Annotated in this window: 15 protein-coding genes; 7 read left to right on the forward strand and 8 right to left on the reverse strand. The window is 70.4% G+C overall.

Features of this window, described 5'->3' with window-relative positions:
* The first annotated feature begins 84 nt into the window (after window positions 1-84).
* On the forward strand, window positions 85-3,057 hold the full coding sequence (gene secA, locus CJ197_RS01960; protein ID WP_102235089.1) for a preprotein translocase subunit SecA: 2,973 nt from the start codon (window positions 85-87) through the stop codon (window positions 3,055-3,057).
* A gap of 4 nt (window positions 3,058-3,061) precedes the next feature.
* On the opposite strand, the gene CJ197_RS01965 is transcribed toward secA, so the two are convergent.
* Both CJ197_RS01965 and CJ197_RS01970 read right to left on the reverse strand, forming a co-directional pair.
* A complete protein-coding gene (locus tag CJ197_RS01965) occupies window positions 3,062-3,469 on the reverse strand; it encodes an Rv3235 family protein (protein ID WP_233190598.1) in 408 nt (135 codons plus the stop codon).
* Window positions 3,466-4,605 (reverse strand): LysM peptidoglycan-binding domain-containing protein, encoded by a 1,140-nt coding sequence (locus CJ197_RS01970; RefSeq protein WP_146007684.1) that lies wholly within the window; start codon window positions 4,603-4,605, stop codon window positions 3,466-3,468. Before CJ197_RS01970 ends, CJ197_RS01965 begins: the two co-directional genes overlap by 4 nt.
* Before the next feature lie 161 nt (window positions 4,606-4,766).
* Between CJ197_RS01970 and CJ197_RS01975 the strand changes: the two genes are divergently transcribed.
* Window positions 4,767-5,315, forward strand: a complete 549-nt coding sequence (locus CJ197_RS01975; RefSeq protein WP_102235091.1) for a hypothetical protein — start codon at window positions 4,767-4,769, stop codon at window positions 5,313-5,315.
* 130 nt (window positions 5,316-5,445) lie between these two features.
* Here CJ197_RS01975 and CJ197_RS01980 read toward each other — a convergent pair whose 3' ends face one another.
* Window positions 5,446-5,676 (reverse strand): AlpA family transcriptional regulator, encoded by a 231-nt coding sequence (locus tag CJ197_RS01980; RefSeq protein ID WP_102235092.1) that lies wholly within the window; start codon window positions 5,674-5,676, stop codon window positions 5,446-5,448.
* A gap of 251 nt (window positions 5,677-5,927) precedes the next feature.
* Here CJ197_RS01980 and CJ197_RS01985 point away from each other — a divergent pair, with 251 nt between their 5' ends.
* From CJ197_RS01985 to CJ197_RS01995, 3 genes are read left to right on the forward strand one after another with little or no spacing between them, the layout of a single operon-like run.
* The gene (locus tag CJ197_RS01985; RefSeq protein ID WP_102235093.1) at window positions 5,928-6,569 is read left to right on the forward strand and encodes an SAF domain-containing protein; all 642 of its coding nucleotides are present in this window, start codon (window positions 5,928-5,930) and stop codon (window positions 6,567-6,569) included.
* A complete protein-coding gene (locus CJ197_RS01990; RefSeq protein ID WP_102235094.1) occupies window positions 6,566-7,771 on the forward strand; it encodes a P-loop NTPase in 1,206 nt (401 codons plus the stop codon). Before CJ197_RS01985 ends, CJ197_RS01990 begins: the two co-directional genes overlap by 4 nt.
* Window positions 7,772-7,776: 5 nt before the next feature.
* Window positions 7,777-8,214: a hypothetical protein gene (locus tag CJ197_RS01995; RefSeq protein WP_102235095.1), complete on the forward strand. Its 438-nt coding sequence runs from the start codon at window positions 7,777-7,779 to the stop codon at window positions 8,212-8,214.
* Window positions 8,215-8,225: 11 nt separating this feature from the next.
* Here CJ197_RS01995 and CJ197_RS02000 read toward each other — a convergent pair whose 3' ends face one another.
* Complete coding sequence (locus tag CJ197_RS02000) at window positions 8,226-8,735, reverse strand: DUF2505 domain-containing protein (protein ID WP_102235096.1); 510 nt, start codon at window positions 8,733-8,735, stop codon at window positions 8,226-8,228.
* A gap of 91 nt (window positions 8,736-8,826) precedes the next feature.
* Between CJ197_RS02000 and CJ197_RS02005 the strand changes: the two genes are divergently transcribed.
* Window positions 8,827-10,326, forward strand: a complete 1,500-nt coding sequence (locus tag CJ197_RS02005; protein WP_102235097.1) for a sensor histidine kinase — start codon at window positions 8,827-8,829, stop codon at window positions 10,324-10,326.
* Between the two features lie 165 nt (window positions 10,327-10,491).
* Here the strand turns inward: CJ197_RS02005 and CJ197_RS02010 are convergent, their stop codons facing one another.
* The gene (locus CJ197_RS02010) at window positions 10,492-10,740 is read right to left on the reverse strand and encodes a WhiB family transcriptional regulator (RefSeq protein WP_102235098.1); all 249 of its coding nucleotides are present in this window, start codon (window positions 10,738-10,740) and stop codon (window positions 10,492-10,494) included.
* Window positions 10,741-11,084: 344 nt separating this feature from the next.
* On the opposite strand from CJ197_RS02010, the gene CJ197_RS02015 reads away from it, so the two are divergent.
* A complete protein-coding gene (locus CJ197_RS02015; RefSeq protein ID WP_102235099.1) occupies window positions 11,085-11,507 on the forward strand; it encodes a hypothetical protein in 423 nt (140 codons plus the stop codon).
* Between the two features lie 84 nt (window positions 11,508-11,591).
* Here CJ197_RS02015 and CJ197_RS02020 read toward each other — a convergent pair whose 3' ends face one another.
* From CJ197_RS02020 to CJ197_RS02030, 3 genes are all read right to left on the reverse strand, one after another.
* Complete coding sequence (locus CJ197_RS02020; protein WP_102235100.1) at window positions 11,592-14,090, reverse strand: FtsX-like permease family protein; 2,499 nt, start codon at window positions 14,088-14,090, stop codon at window positions 11,592-11,594.
* Window positions 14,087-14,881, reverse strand: coding sequence for an ABC transporter ATP-binding protein (locus CJ197_RS02025; RefSeq protein WP_102235101.1), 795 nt, complete (start codon window positions 14,879-14,881; stop codon window positions 14,087-14,089). The genes CJ197_RS02020 and CJ197_RS02025 overlap by 4 nt, the downstream gene beginning before the upstream one ends.
* Window positions 14,882-15,069: 188 nt before the next feature.
* Window positions 15,070-15,768 carry a response regulator transcription factor gene (locus CJ197_RS02030; protein ID WP_102235102.1) on the reverse strand — a complete coding sequence of 233 codons (699 nt, stop codon included), beginning with the start codon at window positions 15,766-15,768 and terminating at the stop codon, window positions 15,070-15,072.
* Window positions 15,769-15,793: the final 25 nt, after the last annotated feature.

Raw genomic sequence — 15,793 nt, forward strand, 5'->3', positions numbered from 1 at the left:
TGACGAACCGCGCCACATCGACCCGTACGATGGGGCAGGCATTCCCCGCCGTCCGCGGCGGCACCAACACCAACGGGAGCACGAGTGGTCAACCTCTTCGACAGGATCCTGCGCGCCGGCGAAGGTCGGGAACGGCGGCGGCTGGAGGTCATCGCCCGCCGCGTGGGCGAGGCAGAGGACGTCTTCACCGAGCTGACCGACGAGGAGCTGCGCGAGGAGACCACGCGCTTCAAGGAGCGGCTGAAGGACGGCGAGACCCTGGATGACATCCAGGTCGAAGCCTTCGCCGCCGTGCGCGAAGCCGCCCGTCGGACCCTGGGCCAGCGCCCCTACGACGTGCAGGTGATGGGTGGGGCGGCCCTGCATCGCGGCCGCATCGCGGAGATGAAGACCGGTGAAGGCAAGACCCTGGTCGCCACCCTCCCGGCCTACCTCAACGCGCTCGCCGGCAAGGGCGTGCACATCGTCACCGTCAACGACTACCTGGCCACCTACCAGTCCGACCTCATGGGCCGCGTGTTCCGTGCCCTGGGTCTGTCCACCGGCGTGATCTCCTCCGGGATGAGCCCCGCCGAGCGTCGCGAGCAGTACAACGCGGACATCACCTACGGCACCAACAACGAGTTCGGCTTCGACTACCTGCGCGACAACATGGCCCTCAAGCCCGAGGATCGGGTCCAGCGCGGGCATTTCTTCGCCATCGTCGACGAGGTGGACTCGATCCTCATCGACGAGGCCCGTACCCCGCTGATCATCTCCGGACCCGGCTCCGGGGATGCCAACAAGTGGTTCGCCGAGTTCGCGAAGGTCGCCAAGCTCCTGCGGCGCGACCGCGACTACGAGGTCGATGAGAAGAAGCGCACCGTGGGCGTGCTGGAGTCCGGGATCGACAAGGTCGAGGATCACCTCGGCATCGAGAACCTGTATGAGTCGCTCAACACTCCGCTGATCGGCTTTCTGAACAACTCCATCAAGGCCAAGGAGCTGTTCAAGCGGGACAAGGACTACGTGGTCCTCAACGGCGAAGTGATGATCGTCGATGAGCACACCGGTCGTATCCTCGCCGGTCGCCGCTACAACGAGGGCATGCACCAGGCCATCGAGGCCAAGGAGGGGGTGAAGATCAAGGCTGAGAACCAGACCCTGGCCACGATCACCCTCCAGAACTACTTCAAGCTCTACGACAAGCTCTCCGGAATGACCGGCACCGCGGAGACCGAGGCCGCCGAGTTCATGAACACCTACAAGCTCGGCGTGGTCCCCATCCCCACGCACCGCGCGATGATCCGCGAGGATCAGCCGGACCGGATCTATCGCACCGAGAAAGCGAAGTTCGACGCGGTCGTCGAGGACATCGTCGAACGGCACGAGACCGGCCAGCCGGTGCTGGTGGGCACCACGAGCGTGGAGAAATCCGAGTACCTCTCCGGACTGCTGAAGAAGCAGGGCGTTCCGCATGAGGTGCTCAACGCCAAGAACCACGCCCAGGAGGCCGGGATCGTCGCGATGGCCGGGGCCAAGGGCGCCGTCACCGTGGCGACGAACATGGCCGGCCGCGGCACCGACATCATGCTGGGCGGCAACGTCGAGTTCATGGCCCACGCGGCGCTGGAGAAGCGCGGCCTGGATGCCGAGGAGGACCCCGAGGCGTACGAGCAGGCCTGGGATGAGGAGCTCGAGCGCGCCAAGACGCAGGTCGAGGACGACCACGACGAGGTGGCCGCGCTCGGCGGGCTGTACGTGCTGGGCACCGAGCGTCACGAGTCGCGCCGCATCGACAACCAGCTGCGCGGCCGTTCCGGTCGCCAGGGCGACCCAGGGGAGTCCCGCTTCTACCTGTCGCTGCAGGATGACCTGATGCGGCTGTTCAACGCCGGGGCGGCCGAGCAGCTGCTGGCCCGTGGCGGGGTGGACGAGTCGATCCCGCTGACCGGCCGCATGGTCTCCGGCGCGATCCAGCGCGCCCAGAACTCGATCGAATCGCGCAATGCGGAGATCCGGAAGAACGTCCTGAAGTATGACGACGTGCTGACCAAGCAGCGCAAGAAGTTCTACGACGAGCGCGCCCGCATCCTCGAGGGCGAGGACCTGGACCCCCACATCCAGCGTTTCATCGAAGAGGTCCTGGGCGGCACGATCGATGAGCACACCCGCGGCAAGCCCGCCGAGGACGTGGACCTCGAGGAGCTGTGGGGCGCCCTGCGTCCGGCCTACCCGATCTCGCTGACCGCTGAGGAGCTCATCGAGGAGGCCGGCGGCAAGGAGAATCTCGATGCGGCGATGCTGCGCGAGGAGATCCTGGCCGATGCCGAGGTCGCCTACGAGCAGCGCCGCGAGGAGCTGGGGGAGGACGCCCTGCACCAGCTGCAGCGCCGCGTGCTGCTGTCGGTCATGGACCGTCGCTGGCGTGAGCACCTCTACGAGATGGACTACCTCAAGGAGGGCATCGGCCTGCGAGCGATGGCGCAGCGCGACCCGCTCATCGAGTACGAGCGCGAAGGCCACCTCATGTTCAACGACATGACCGCCGGGGTGAAGGAGGACGTGGTCGGCTACGTCTACCACCTCGAGGTCCAGGTCGAGAAGCCGCAGTCCGTGGTGCCCAAGGCCGTGAGCGATCTGCTGAAGTCCGCGGCGACGAAGGTCGGCGGCGCAGCAGGGGCTGCGCAGGAAGCGGGCGACGCGGACAATGCCGACTCCGGTAGCACCTCGACCGCGGATGACGCTGCACAGGACGCTTCGCAGAAGGCTGCGCAGGATTCGGACGCGGCGGAGGCGGAGCAGACCGCGAGCGAGTCGATGGATGAGGAAAACTCGGTGGTGCTGCGCGCCAAGGGGCTGGATGACGGCCCGGATGAACGGCAGCTGCGCTACTCCTCGGCCGAAAGCAGCGGGGTACAGGATTCGAGCACGCTCTCGCGCAAGGAGCGCCGCTGGCAGGCCCGTGGTGGATCCGCGGCCTCTCGCACGGTGTCCGATAAGCCCGAGGGCGCACCGCAGGAGGAGGCGGCCAATCGGGCGCAGCGGCGGGCGGCACGTCGTCGGCGCCGCCGCTGAGCGGTCAGCCGATCTCCAGCACGGTCACGCGCCAGCCGGAGTGCCGCAGCTCCCAGCGCATGGCAAGGAAGCGGGAGCGGTCCACCTCGCGCAGCACGCAGCTGGCCTCCACCGCACGGTCGGAGACCACGCAGGTGCGCACCCCGGTGACCTCCAGGCGCCGGGTCGGGGCGTGACCGGTCGCCGCCCGCAGACGCCGAGTCAGCGCTGCACGCTGCGCCAGATGCAGCCCCACCTCCGGGGTCACCAGGCGCGATAGCGCTGTGGGCGGGCACATATCGCGCACGATCTCCACGGCCCGCCGGGCGACGGGCGCGACGAGCTGCTGGACCATCTCGGGACTGCTCGCGCCGCAGCGCAGGCCAACAGGCTGCTCGATCTCGGTCAGGGAACGCTGGTCGGTGGTGCTCATCGGTCCTCCTGGATGTCCCCGGCGGGGACGGTCAGTTTCTGGCCCGGGAGCAGCAGGTCGGGATCATCCCCGATCACGTCCCGGTTGGTCTCGTACAGCAGGGGCCACAGGGCGGAGATGTCCGCGGCAGGATCTGGACCCGGGCCCAGCAGGTCATCGGCGATGCTCCACAGGGAGTCGCCCTCGGCGACCACGATCACGCGGGGCGGATGCGCGCCCTCACCACTCTTGGCCGCTGCGTTCTTGGGGTTCGCGGGCGCTGCGGGCTCCTGGGCAGGCTCTGCAGGCGCCTCAGAGCTCCCTGGCTGCGATGACGCAGTGGAGGGCCCGGACCGCACCGGCGGCGCAGCGTCCCCAGGCTCGGCAGGTTGCTCAGACTCAGCAGGCTGCTCAGACTCTGCGGGCGGCTCGGACTCGTCGGATCCAGCAGGTTCGCTGGGCTGCTCAGCATCGGACGGAGCAGACTTGCCGGGCTGATCCGGCTGTGCGGTCGATGGCTCTGGCTCCTCCCAGCCCAGCGGCGGCAACTGCCCGTCGTCGGTCGCCGCATCCCCGTCGGCCGGGGCGTCGTCATCGGCCGACGTATTCCCATCGGCCGGTGCTGACCCCTCACGGGGCGAAGGCTGCTCTGTCTCCGGCTCCGTGGTCTCGGCCGGGGCCGGGCTCGTCGGCGCCGGATGCTCCGGTGCATCGGTACCGGTCAGATCGCTGCTGGTCGAGGACCAGGAATTCGCTGGAGGCTGCGGTGGCTCCGATTCGGCGGCGGTGGCCGGCGCCAGCACCAGGGCGGTCGCGGTGGTCGCTACGGCTGCGGTGCAGGTGATGCGGCGTGCCAGACGGGGCGCGAGCACGCGCAATGCGCGCACGGCCAGGCGCCCGCCGCGGGCGGCCGGTCCCAGGCTGAGCGCGATGGCCGCGAGTGCCCAGATCGCCGCGAGGTACAGACACAGCACCGTGCCGGCAGCCCCCACGGCGGCGAGCACCCACCCGAAGAGCTGCTCCGTGGGCGGCGCTGAGCTCGCATCCTGCAGCAGGCGCACGGCTCCGCGTGCCATCGCAGCACCGCCCGCAGCGGCGAGCAGCGCTCCGCCCGCCATCGCCAGTGGATGCGGTCGTCGGTCGTCCTTCGTCGGCATCTCGGCCCCTAACCCCAACACCCGATCGTGTTGTTTGATGCAGTTTGATGATGGGTGACGCTCTGTTGGGGAATGTAGTGCCGATCACGCGTCAATGCAACAGTCCGTCAGCATCTGAGGGGCTTGGTTCGGTCCTGGAGGGTGCGGCCTACAGTGATGCCATGCGGTTCGACAGGATGTTCGAGGACCTCGAGGCACGCTTCGCGCACCACGAGGACGAAGAGATGAGGGCCGTCTCCGAAGAGCTCGGCCGCGCCGAGCGCGCCCAGGTCACCCTCGCCGACCGCCTCCGTGGCGCCGGGGATGCGCCGCTGACGTTGCACCTGGGTGCGGACCTGCGACTGATCGGTCAGGTGGACGAGCTGGGGCCCGACTGGCTCCTGCTGCAGGGGACCCGGTCAGCACCCGAGCGGGCGATCATTCCGCTGCACAGCATCAGCCTGGTCCTCGGACTGCCGGTCCGAGCGCGACCGGAGACGGAATCCGTGCTCTCACCGCGCTCGCTCGGATCCCTGCTGCGCGAGGTGGCGCGGGATCGCAGCATCGTGCGCATGCACACCGCTGCGGGGATGATGACCGGACGCCTTTCCACAGTGGGAGCCGATGCCCTGGACCTGCACACGCTGCCCACGGGGGAGAGCACGCTGGTGCCCGGCTCTACGCGGGTCACGGTGCCGCTGCCTGCGCTGCGAGCCCTGCTGCTGCAGTGATCTCCCGCCCGGCAGCACGATCGGGCTAGGACGATGCAGCGCAGAACCGGGCGACCTTTGCCATGAGGTGGTTCGCAGGCGCTCGGAATCGGGCGGGTACGGCGCTCGGCGCGGACGGACCGCGTGGTGCTCAGGCCTCGGTGGTCTGCGCGTTCGCGCGCTCCTCCTCGACCATCCGGGCGGTCGCCTCATAGCGGCGCTGGATGTAGGACTCGATCTCGGTGTCCTCGACGCGCCACTGCCCGCGCCCGCCGACCTTGATGGCACGCAGCTCCCCGGAGCGCACGAGCGCATAGGCCTGTGAGGCGGAGATGGACAGCATCTCAGCCACATCGGAGAGTGGGACGAAGCGGGGCGCCATCGACGATCCTTCCGGTCGGACACACCAGCGGTGAACAGCCCCCAGTCTCGCATCTGTGCGCCAGCGGCCGCGGCACCTTGTGGATAACGCGCGTCGCCCGGCCCGTGAGACCCGAGTTATCCACAATCGCGACGTCCGGGCCCCGTCGGCGGCGACGCTGTCGTAGCCTCCCTGCAGATCCCGGTCGCAGGGGACCGGGGCGCATGACCACGGACCGCGGAGCAGACAGTGCACGCAGAGGGGAGCAGACCGTGACGAGCAGCGCACCGGTGATGAGGCTGCGCAGACCGCGGTGGCGAGATCCGCGTCTGCTGGTGGGGATCGTGCTGGTTCTGGCGAGCGTGCTGCTGGGTGCGCTCCTGGTGGGTCGCCTCTCGGCCACCACCACGGTTCTGGTGGCGGCCTCCCCGATCGTTCCCGGGGATGTCATCGCCGAGGCGGACCTCACCGAGGTGGAGCTGCGACTGGGCGAGCAGGAAGAGCTGTACGTCGGGACGCTCTCCGCCGTCCCCGAGGGGGCCGTGGCCACGACCACGATCAGGTCCGGTGAGCTGTTGCCGCGGTCCGCGGTGGGCCAGCCGGCCGATGTGCCGCTGCGGCCCGTCGTGATCCCGGTGGATCGCACCGTTGCCGAATCGGTCACCCCGGGCGCCCAGGTGGAGCTGTGGCACACCGCCGATGAGAGCGCCGACGGCGCCCCCGGCCAGGCGCGCCTGCTGGTCGAGGAGGCCGTCGTGCGCCGGATCGATGAGGGCAGCTCCCTGGGCATGCGCTCGATGGCCGTGGAGGTGCTGGTCCCTGTCGGTGATGTCGCCGCTGTTCTCGAGGTCCTCGCCCAGGATGAGCGGCTGGATGTCATCGGCGTGCCCGGAGCGCATGAGGTCGCACCGTGATCGACATCGTGCTGTGCGCATCGGGCAGCGACGAGGTCCGCATCGTCCACGACCTCGCCCAGGACCGCTCGCGCCCCGCCCGCGTGGTGCGCCGCTGCGCGGACCTCGCGGAGACGCTCGCGGTCAGCTCAGCCGGCATCGGCGATGTGGTGCTGATCGACCTGACCGTCAAAGGGCTCGGACGGGACGCGCTGAGCGCACTGCTGCGCGAGAGCGCCGTCGTGGGGCTGCAGCATGAGCAGGACGGCGAGACCACCACCCTTGGCCTGCGTCATGTGGTGCCGGTGACCGCCCCGGTCGACGAGATCCTGCGCGCCGCCGCGGCCGCCCTGGCCGGAGACGGTGCAGACACCGCCCCGACGAGAGCCCAGGAGACCGCGGTCGATGAGGCGTCAGCGGGCCGGATCATCGCGGTATGGGGGCCGACGGGAGCGCCCGGCCGCTCCACCATCGCCGTGAACCTCGCGGCGGAGGCAGCGCTCGCCGGGACCGAGACGGTCCTGGTGGATGCCGATACATACGGACCTGCGCAGAGCCAGATGCTCGGCGTGCTGGATGAGGCGCCGGGCCTGGTCGCTGCCTGCCGGGCGCAGGACCGCGACACGCTCGATGCGGCGACCCTCGAGTCGCTGCTGCCCATGGTCCAGCCACGTCTGCGTCTGCTCAGCGGCATCGGCGTGCCGGGGCGCTGGGCAGAGGTGCGTCGCACCGCCGTGGACGGCCTGTGGCCGGTGCTGGCCCGCCGCGGGGGCCTGGTGGTGGTGGACGTCGCCGCGGTGCTCGAGGAGGACGAGGAGCTCAGCTACGACACTGCCGCCCCGCAGCGCAATGCCGCAGCGATCAGCGCGCTCGCGCACGCGGACGCAGTGCTGGCCGTGGTCACCGCAGACCCGGTCTCCATCACCCGCCTGCTGCGCGATCATGCCCGCCTGCAGGAGATCGGGGTGCGGGAGCTGCATGTCGTGGTCAACCGCGTGGGAGCCCCCGTGCCGGGGGAGCGGGTGCGCGAGCTCATCGCGTCCCGCCTGCCGCTGGCATCGCTCAACCTGCTGCCCGATGACCCCGCCGTGTGCCGGGCCGCCGCGTGGGATGGAGCGCTGCTGAGCGAGAGCGCACCGCGCAGCGCCCTGCGTCGCGGCCTGCGGGATATCGCCGCCTCGCCGGCGGTGCAGGGCGCGGCAGCTCAGGCAGTGAGAGGATGAGCGGCATGAGGATCTACCTGCCGCTGCAGCCCACCGACCGCGAGACCCTCCAGTCCGCACAGGGCCGACTCGAGCTGGAGACAGGTCGTGCGGCCTGGGCGGTGACGCAGACGGCCCGCCAGGACCGGCCGGGTACCGATGAAGAAGACCTCGAGTACGACGCGCTGCAGGACGCGGTGCATGTGGCTCTGCAGGCAGCGGACCCGACATCGCGGGCGCTTGTGATCGCCGCCGATGTTCCCGGCAGCGCCCTCGACACTGCAGAGGACGGCGGGGCCTTCGGCGTGCAGCTCACAGAGATGACCAGCGCGCGCCTGGCCAGCATGCACGTCACCGAGCTGGATGCCGCCGCGGCCGCGGCCGATGACACGGACCCTGCCCTGCTGTGGTTCGACATCAGCGAGGGTCCTGAGGCTCTCGCCTACCTCGACGCTCGCCACTGACCCGTCGGCCGTCAGTTGCCCTGCGCCTCCCGGTAGGCGGCCGCGGAGCGCTCTTCGGCGCGCAGCACCGTCGAGACGTACGGTACCGCGGCCTTCTCCAGCCGCGGCCCGAGCAGCGGAACCTTCGCTACCAGGTCCCCGTCGATGCTCACCGTGGAGGATCTCGTTCCCGTGGGAGCCAGGCGCAGATCCGCGGTCATCGAGGCGGGGGTGCCCACCACCTCGATCGACATCGTTCCGGTGCGTGCTCCCCCGGACTCCGCGGCGGACCACCCCTGGGTCTCCCGCACCGTAACCGTCTGCCCGACGAACTTCCGCACCATGTCCGGCACCCGGTCGGTGGGCAGCGTCAGCTCCGTGCGCACGGTGAAGGGGCCCTGCTGCGGATCCCCCTCCACCGTGGAGGACGCGGCGGTGGCCCCGAGCGTCCGCGCCCGGAACTGCGGGTACTGGGGATCTGCGTACATCGCGGCGGCGCCCTGAGCGCTCAGCGGCAGCGTGAGGGTCTCGTTCAGCTTCATGGGTGTCCTTCCTCCGAGAAGCATCAGCCTAGGGGAGTGCGGCATCCGCCAGCGCGTCGCCGCCCCTGCGCACGGCCCCTATCCTGGTGCCATGCCGAGCCTGTCCAAGTTACTCTCCGACACCCCTGTGCTGACTGAGCAGCAGGAGGACTGGCTGCAGCATCTGGTGGGCGACTGGAACCTGCTGTCAGACCTGCTGCGTGCGGACCTCGTGCTGTGGATCCGCGGGGAGCAGGGCCCGATGGCGGTCGCGCACTGCCGCCCCGCCACTGGCTCCACCGTGTATTACGAGGACCCGGTGGGCGTGAGCCCGATCACCGAGCAGGGTCGCGAGCGGATCGAGCATCTCCTGGACGGCGCCGCCCCGGACTTCACCGTCCACTCCATCGAGCGGGAGGGACGCCCGGCCGAGGGGGTGATGGTGCCGGTATGCAAGCAGGGACAGAACCTCGCGGTGCTGGCCGCGGAATGCCCCGTGCGGGAGAGCGCTCCGTCCACCAGCGAGCAGCGTCAGCGGGCGCTGGGCGAGCATCTGCTGCGCATGCTCGCTGCCGGCGCATTCCCCATCGAGGGGGCGCCGATCCCGCCGCGCCGCGGCGCTCCGCGAGTGGGTGATGGCGTGGTCGAGCTCGACGCCGAGGGCACGGTGCAGTGGGCCTCGCCCAATGCCCGTTCGGCCTTTCACCGTTTCGGCATCGCCGGGGATCTGGAGGGCGTGCTCCTGGCGGAGGTGTGCACCGGCGTGCTGCAGTCACGCAGCCCGGTGGATGAGTCCCTGCCGCTGGTGCTCATGGGACGGGCGGCCTGGCGCTCGGACATGCAGGCTCGGGGCGGGACGCTCTCGCTGCGAGCCGTGCCGCTCACCACCGCGGGGCAGCGGCGCGGAGCGATCCTGCTGGTGCGGGATGTGACAGAGCTGCGGCGTCGGGAACGGGAGCTGATCACCAAGGACGCCACCATCCGCGAGGTCCACCATCGGGTGAAGAACAATCTGCAGACCGTGGCGGCGCTGCTGCGGATGCAGTCGCGCCGGATGAAGACCGATGAGGCGCGCGAGGCCCTCACCGAGGCGATGCGGCGCGTCTCCACGATCGCACTGGTCCACGAGTCTCTGCTGCAGGGTTCCTCGCAGGAGGCCGTCCATTTCGATGAGGTGATCGATCGTTGCCTGCGCCTCGCCGTGGACGCGGCGAGCGCTACCGTCCACCGGGCCGGAACCCCCCAGATCACCGAGGCGCAGGTCGAGGTGCGCACGGAGAAGATCGGGCGGGTGGGGCCGATCCGCGCCGAGGAGGCGACGCCGCTCGCGCTCGTCGTGACGGAGCTGGCGACCAATGCGGTCGAGCATGGACTCTCCGCGACCGGTGGGACGCTCACGATCCGCAGCGAGCGCACCGGATCCCACCTGATCATCGCGATCGAAGATGACGGTGAGGGGATGGGCAGCGCGAAGAAGCCGACGGGGCTGGGCACGAACATTGCCCTGACCCTCGTGCAGGGACAGCTCGGCGGCACGCTGACCTGGGAAGATAGGCCCGGTGGCGGCACCCGTGCCGTCATCGAGGTCTATCTGGACCCGATCATCGTCTGATCCGCACCATCTGATCCGCACCAGCGTCTGGACGTCATCATCGTCTGATCCGCATCCAGGGCCTGCCCCCGGCCGCGGCTCGCCGTCGCGGCGCGGGTCAGGGCTGGTTCATCGGCGATGCCGGGCTGCAGCTGCGATGCCGCAGCAGGTCACAGGGCGGCCGGTTCAGCTGGCGCGGCGCGCGCGGGCGTTGCGACGCTTGAGAGAGCGGCGCTCATCCTCGGACAGGCCGCCCCACACACCGGAATCCTGCCCGGTCTCCAGCGCGAACTTCAGGCAGGCCGTCATGACATCGCACTTCTGGCACACCGCCTTCGCCTCCTGGATCTGCGTGATCGCCGGTCCGGTGTTCCCGATGGGGAAGAACAGCTCGGGATCATGGTTGAGGCACTCGGCACGGTGGCGCCAGTCCATCGTCACTCTCTCTTTCCAGGACGTCGCGGCCCGCCCGGATGGGCGCGTCGCGACGGGGTCGCTCCCCGATCGGGGGCGTCTACGGTTCTCAGGCCCGTTCAACGGTGGCGGGGCGATGCCCCGGGACTCCGCGGAACGCTGCTCACCCCATTGTCTGGACCGGCCGCGGCGGCGACAAGGGTCTTCCCGCCCCGCTCGGGTGGCACTTCCCACACCGGCGGCCGGTGGGTCCACTCAGTGGTGAGACCGGCCACCAGGTCCTTGCCCTGCAGCGCCTTCACATGCTGCAGCGCGCAGCCGCAGCGGGGCGATGACACGCCGCCGCCGTGGGTACAGTGCGCCCCATGGCTCCAGCTCCCTCTGCTTCGCCCCGTCCCGCCGCCGATGCCCCAGACCCGTCGCCGCGCACCCGCCCGGTCGCGGCGATCCTGCTGGGCTGTGAGACGGGCGTGCTGATCCTCGCTGCAGGCTACTGCATCGTTGCGGTCACCGGCGGGCTGATCGCCGGGCGCTTCGGCATTGCACTGGCCGTGTTCCTGCTGCTGTTCGCGGCGGCCACGGGCCTGGCGGCCCGGTCGGTGCTCGCCTCTGGCCGCTTCGGATTGGGGTTCGGGATCACCTGGCAGTTCTTCCAGGCGCTCGTGGCAGCGTCGATGCTGCGCGGCGGTCTGTACTGGCAGGGCGGGATCGCGCTGGCCCTTGCGATCGCCACCTTTGTCCAGCTGTCCCGCCTGGTGCGCTCCACCCCGCTGCCCGGAGCGGACTGACCTGCCAGCCATCGGCCCCTCGCCGGTACGGAACGCGCGAGGCGAGGGACCGATGGTCTGTGCGCAAGGCGCGCAGGTGGTGCCTTACTCCTGGGCGGCGAGCGCCGCGGCCGGTGCCGTGCGCGCGGCCGTCCGGGCCGGCAGCACCGAGGCGAGGGCCCCGGCGGCCAGGGCGAGGGCGAGCACGAGACCGAGCTGCGGCCAGGGGATCGTGATTGCGACCGGGTAGGCGGAGCCCAGCACCGCGATGATGCCCAGCACTCCGTAGACCGCCCCGAGCAGCACCCCGAGCAGCGCCCCGACCAGGGACAGCAGCACACCTTCCCAGGTGAGCATGGCGCGCATCTGGCCGCGCGTGGTGCCGAGAGCCCGCAGCAGGGCGTTCTCCCCGGTGCGCTCGACCACACCGAGGCTCAGCGTGTTCGCCACGCCCACCAGCGCCACGAGCACCGCGACGGCCAGCAGCGCCACCGTGATGCCGAGCAGGATCCGCAGGATCTGCCCCATGGTCTCCCGTTCGATCACACCGGCGGTTACGCTCGCCTCGCTGAAGCCGTCCTGTTCGAGCTTCTGCTGGACATCCAGCACTACCGCCGCCGCGTCGCGGTCCTGACGCGCGGCGCTGCCGGGATCGGCGAGATCGGCCAACAGCACCGGCTGCGCCCCATCACCGGTGATCTGCGCGAGGGTCTGCGGGGTCACGAACGACATCTGCAGGTTCGCATCGATGCTCACGGTCAACGGCACCGCTCTGCCATCGGCTCCGGGCACCTCGATCCTCTGACCGTCCTCGAGCCCGAAGCGCTGCGCCCGCTCGAGCCCCATGACCACCACCCCGTCAGCGAGGGTGTCGGCCACGCCCGGCCGATGGGACACCGCCGCGAGATCGGCGCCCGAGACGGCGTAGAGGGTCATCGGCTCCTCGGCCCCGACCTCCGCATCCGTCCGGGCAGCGTCCACCACGGTGTCGATGCCGCGGATCTGACTGATCTGCGCGGCCGCGCCCTCAGGCATTTGCTGGGCCGTGATGACGATGTCTATCGGCCGACGGGAGTCCAGCTCGGCAGTGAGGGTGGTCTCGGCGGTACGGGCGCCGACGGCCATCATCGTCATGAGCGTCGTGCCGATCAGCAGCGCCGCGATCGTCGCAGCGCTGCGCCCCGGGGTGCGGGCCACATTCGCCCCGGCGATCCGGGCGGGCAGACCCCCAATGCGCCCCAGCAGTGCGGCGAACAGCGCGCACAGCGGTCGCGTCAGCGGAATGAGCACGAGCAGGATTCCAGCAAAGCTCACCGCGCCGCCGAGCACCGAGACCAGCAGCCCGAGCCCGGCCTGTCCGCCGGTGGTCGCCGCCGCTCCTGCCCCGAGGGCGGCCAGTCCCGTCAGTAGGGCGATACCGCCGGCCACCTCCCGCAGCCGCGGCCCGCGCCGCCGCGCGGGCGGCTCGGCCCGCAGAGCCTGCAGGGGCGCCACCCGGGTCGCGGCACGCACGGGGACCAGGCTCGCCAACAGGGTGATGACAAAACCGGCCAGCAGCGGCAGCACGATGGACAGCACGGAGATGGGCACCAGGGCGACCGCCTCCAGCCAGCCCAGGGCAGCGGCGCCGATCAGCAGGGCCTGGACCAGCAGATGCCCGCCAAGGGTGCCGAGCGCCGCGCCGAGCAGTCCCACGAGCGCGGCCTCGCGCAGCACCACGCTGCGGACCTGCGCGCGGGTGGCGCCGACGGTGCGCAGCAGGGCGAGGCTGCGGATGCGCTGCGCGATCGTGATTGCGAAGGTGTTGGCGATCACCACTGCGGCGGTGAACAGGGCGATCAGCACGAAGACGGCGAGGATCGCCGCGAGCGGAGCCATGCCCTGCATGAACTGGTCCGCCTGCTCCGTGATCACCTCCTGCGCGGTCCTGACCTCGATTCCGGCCGGGGCCTGCTGCGCCACCTGGGCGGGGTCGGTGCCGTCGGCGACGGTCGCGAGCCAGGTTCCGCTGGTGGTGCCCGCGGTAGGGCCGAGTACGGTGGCGGCGTTGACCTCGCTGAGCAGCATCCTGCCGCCACCGCCGAACGCTGCGCCCGGCGGGAGGGCGGCGATGCCGGTGACGGTCAGCTCCAGTGGCTCCCCGGTCACGGAGAACTGTGAGGGAATGGAGATCTGGTCGTCGACGCCCACGTGCAGGGCGTCGGCGAGGGCGCGGTCGAGCACCACCTCCTGGGCCCTTGTGGCAGTGCGGCCCTGCTCCAGCTGCGGGACTGTGCCGGGCGGGCTGAGCGCGAGGGAGGTGAAGGCTTCTTGGTCTGTGGAGCGCAGCATCGTGAAGTCCTCCACGAGCGGCCACACCTCCGTCGCGCCGTCCACGGCCGGGGCAGGAAGAGGCTGCTCGGACCCGAGATCCTCCTCGCTGAGCTCCTGAGTGACCACGAGGTCAGCGCCCTCGAAGCGCTGCGCTGCCTGGGCTTGGAGCGAGGCTTCCATCAGCCCCCCGGCGAGCACCATCACGGCGACGAATCCGCAGGACAGGGCGATGGTGATGATCGCGGCGAGATGCCGACGCAGCGGGGTCAGGCGTACGGTTGCGCGACTCATCGGGCCTCACCCGCCTGCGATGCGGTGCGAGGAGAGGTCTGCTCCGTGGCGCGGCCTGCTGCGAGGTCCTCATCGGCGGCGATCCGCCCATCGGCCAGGGTCAAGATGCGGTCAGCGCGCTCCGCGGCATCGCGCTCATGGGTCACCATCACCACGGTCTGTGCGAACTCGTCCACGCTCAGGCGCAGGAAGTCCAGCACCTCCTCGGTGGATCGCGAGTCGAGGTTGCCGGTGGGCTCATCGGCGAACACCACGGCCGGGGAGGTGATCAGCGCCCGGGCGATCGCCACCCGCTGGATCTGGCCGCCGGAGAGCTGGGAAGGCCGGTGATCCAGGCGCTTGTCAATGCCGAAGGCTTCGGCGAGCGTCATCAGCCAGGTGCGATCGGCGCGGCGCCCGGCGAGCTCGAGCGGCAGCAGAATGTTCTGCTCGGCGGTCAGCATCGGCAGCAGGTTGAAGGACTGGAACACGAAGCCCACACGGTCGCGGCGCAACCGGGTCAGGGCGTCGTCACCGAGCGCGGTGATCTCCGTGCCCTCCAGGTGGATCGTGCCCTCATCCACCGCATCCAGCCCGGCCAGCACGTGCATGAGGGTGGATTTCCCCGAGCCGGAGGGGCCCATGATCGCGGTGAACGCCCCGGCAGCGAGGTCCAGGTCCACGGTGTCCAGGGCGGTGACGGCCCCGGCCCCGGTGCCGTAGCGGCGGGTGACGCCGCGGGCGCGCAGAGCCGGACTGGCCGGCTGCGAGGGGTCGGCGGGGGCGTCGGGGGAGTGCTGCAGGGTGCTCATCGGGGAGTCCTTCGGCTCGATTCCAGCGGTCGAGCTCGATGCTCCTGCCCAGCGGCTGCCCGGCGCGTCCCTCTGCGGTCGCGTTCGGCCCATCCCCGGGCTGATCTGCCCGTCGTACCCGTCATACCGGGGTATGACAGGAGCGGCAGATGGCACCACCGGGGGATATCGGGGCCGGCTGCCCCGTGTCAGCGGCCGGTGTCCCCAGGCGTGACCAGGCCGGTCTCGAAGGCGATGATGACCGCCTGCACCCTGTCGCGGGCACCGAGCTTGGCGAGCACCCGGCCCACGTGGGTCTTCACCGTCGCCTCGGCGACGAACAGCTCGGCGCTGATCTCCTGATTGGACAGGCCCCGCCCCATGAGGGTCAGCACCTCCCGCTCGCGCTCGGTGAGGGCTTCGAGGGCGCTCGTGTCCGGGGCTGGGGTCTCCGGGGCGGTCACCACGCGTTCCAGCAGGCGGCGGGTGGCTGACGGAGCGATCACCGCATCGCCACGGTCGACGGTGCGGATCGCTGCCAGCAGATCCTCGGGCGGGGCGTCCTTGAGCAGGAAACCGGAGGCGCCGGCACGGATCGCCGCAACGACATACTCGTCAAGGTCGAACGTAGTCAGCACGATGATCTTCGGGGCCCGCTCCGCCGGGAGCAGCTCGAGGATTCGCGTGGTGGCCTCGATCCCATCCATCTGTGGCATGCGCACATCCATGAGCACCACATCGGTGCAGTGGCGCGTCAGCTGATCCACGGCCTCGCGACCATCGGAAGCCTGGACGATGACGTCCATATCGGGCTGCGAGTCGATCACCATCGCGAAACCGGTGCGGACCAGCTGCTGGTCATCCACCAGGGCGATGCGCAGGGGGCGCGCAGGCGGGGTGTCGGTCATCGGATCACATCCTCGATAGGCGGGG

It is taken from the genome of Brachybacterium sp. UMB0905 (genome assembly GCF_002871795.1).
Lineage (GTDB): Bacteria > Actinomycetota > Actinomycetes > Actinomycetales > Dermabacteraceae > Brachybacterium.

Excerpts from the sequence above, each read along its gene's own strand:
- CJ197_RS01965 (WP_233190598.1), bottom strand. The coding sequence starts at position 3,469 with ATGAGCACCACCGACCAGCGTTCCCTGACCGAGATCGAGCAGCCTGTT.
- CJ197_RS01970 (WP_146007684.1), bottom strand. The coding sequence starts at position 4,605 with ATGCCGACGAAGGACGACCGACGACCGCATCCACTGGCGATGGCGGGC.
- CJ197_RS01975 (WP_102235091.1), top strand. The coding sequence starts at position 4,767 with ATGCGGTTCGACAGGATGTTCGAGGACCTCGAGGCACGCTTCGCGCAC.
- CJ197_RS01980 (WP_102235092.1), bottom strand. The coding sequence starts at position 5,676 with ATGGCGCCCCGCTTCGTCCCACTCTCCGATGTGGCTGAGATGCTGTCC.
- CJ197_RS01995 (WP_102235095.1), top strand. The coding sequence starts at position 7,777 with ATGAGGATCTACCTGCCGCTGCAGCCCACCGACCGCGAGACCCTCCAG.
- CJ197_RS02000 (WP_102235096.1), bottom strand. The coding sequence starts at position 8,735 with ATGAAGCTGAACGAGACCCTCACGCTGCCGCTGAGCGCTCAGGGCGCC.
- CJ197_RS02005 (WP_102235097.1), top strand. The coding sequence starts at position 8,827 with ATGCCGAGCCTGTCCAAGTTACTCTCCGACACCCCTGTGCTGACTGAG.
- CJ197_RS02010 (WP_102235098.1), bottom strand. The coding sequence starts at position 10,740 with ATGGACTGGCGCCACCGTGCCGAGTGCCTCAACCATGATCCCGAGCTG.
- CJ197_RS02015 (WP_102235099.1), top strand. The coding sequence starts at position 11,085 with ATGGCTCCAGCTCCCTCTGCTTCGCCCCGTCCCGCCGCCGATGCCCCA.
- CJ197_RS02020 (WP_102235100.1), bottom strand. The coding sequence starts at position 14,090 with ATGAGTCGCGCAACCGTACGCCTGACCCCGCTGCGTCGGCATCTCGCC.
- CJ197_RS02025 (WP_102235101.1), bottom strand. The coding sequence starts at position 14,881 with ATGAGCACCCTGCAGCACTCCCCCGACGCCCCCGCCGACCCCTCGCAG.
- CJ197_RS02030 (WP_102235102.1), bottom strand. The coding sequence starts at position 15,768 with ATGACCGACACCCCGCCTGCGCGCCCCCTGCGCATCGCCCTGGTGGAT.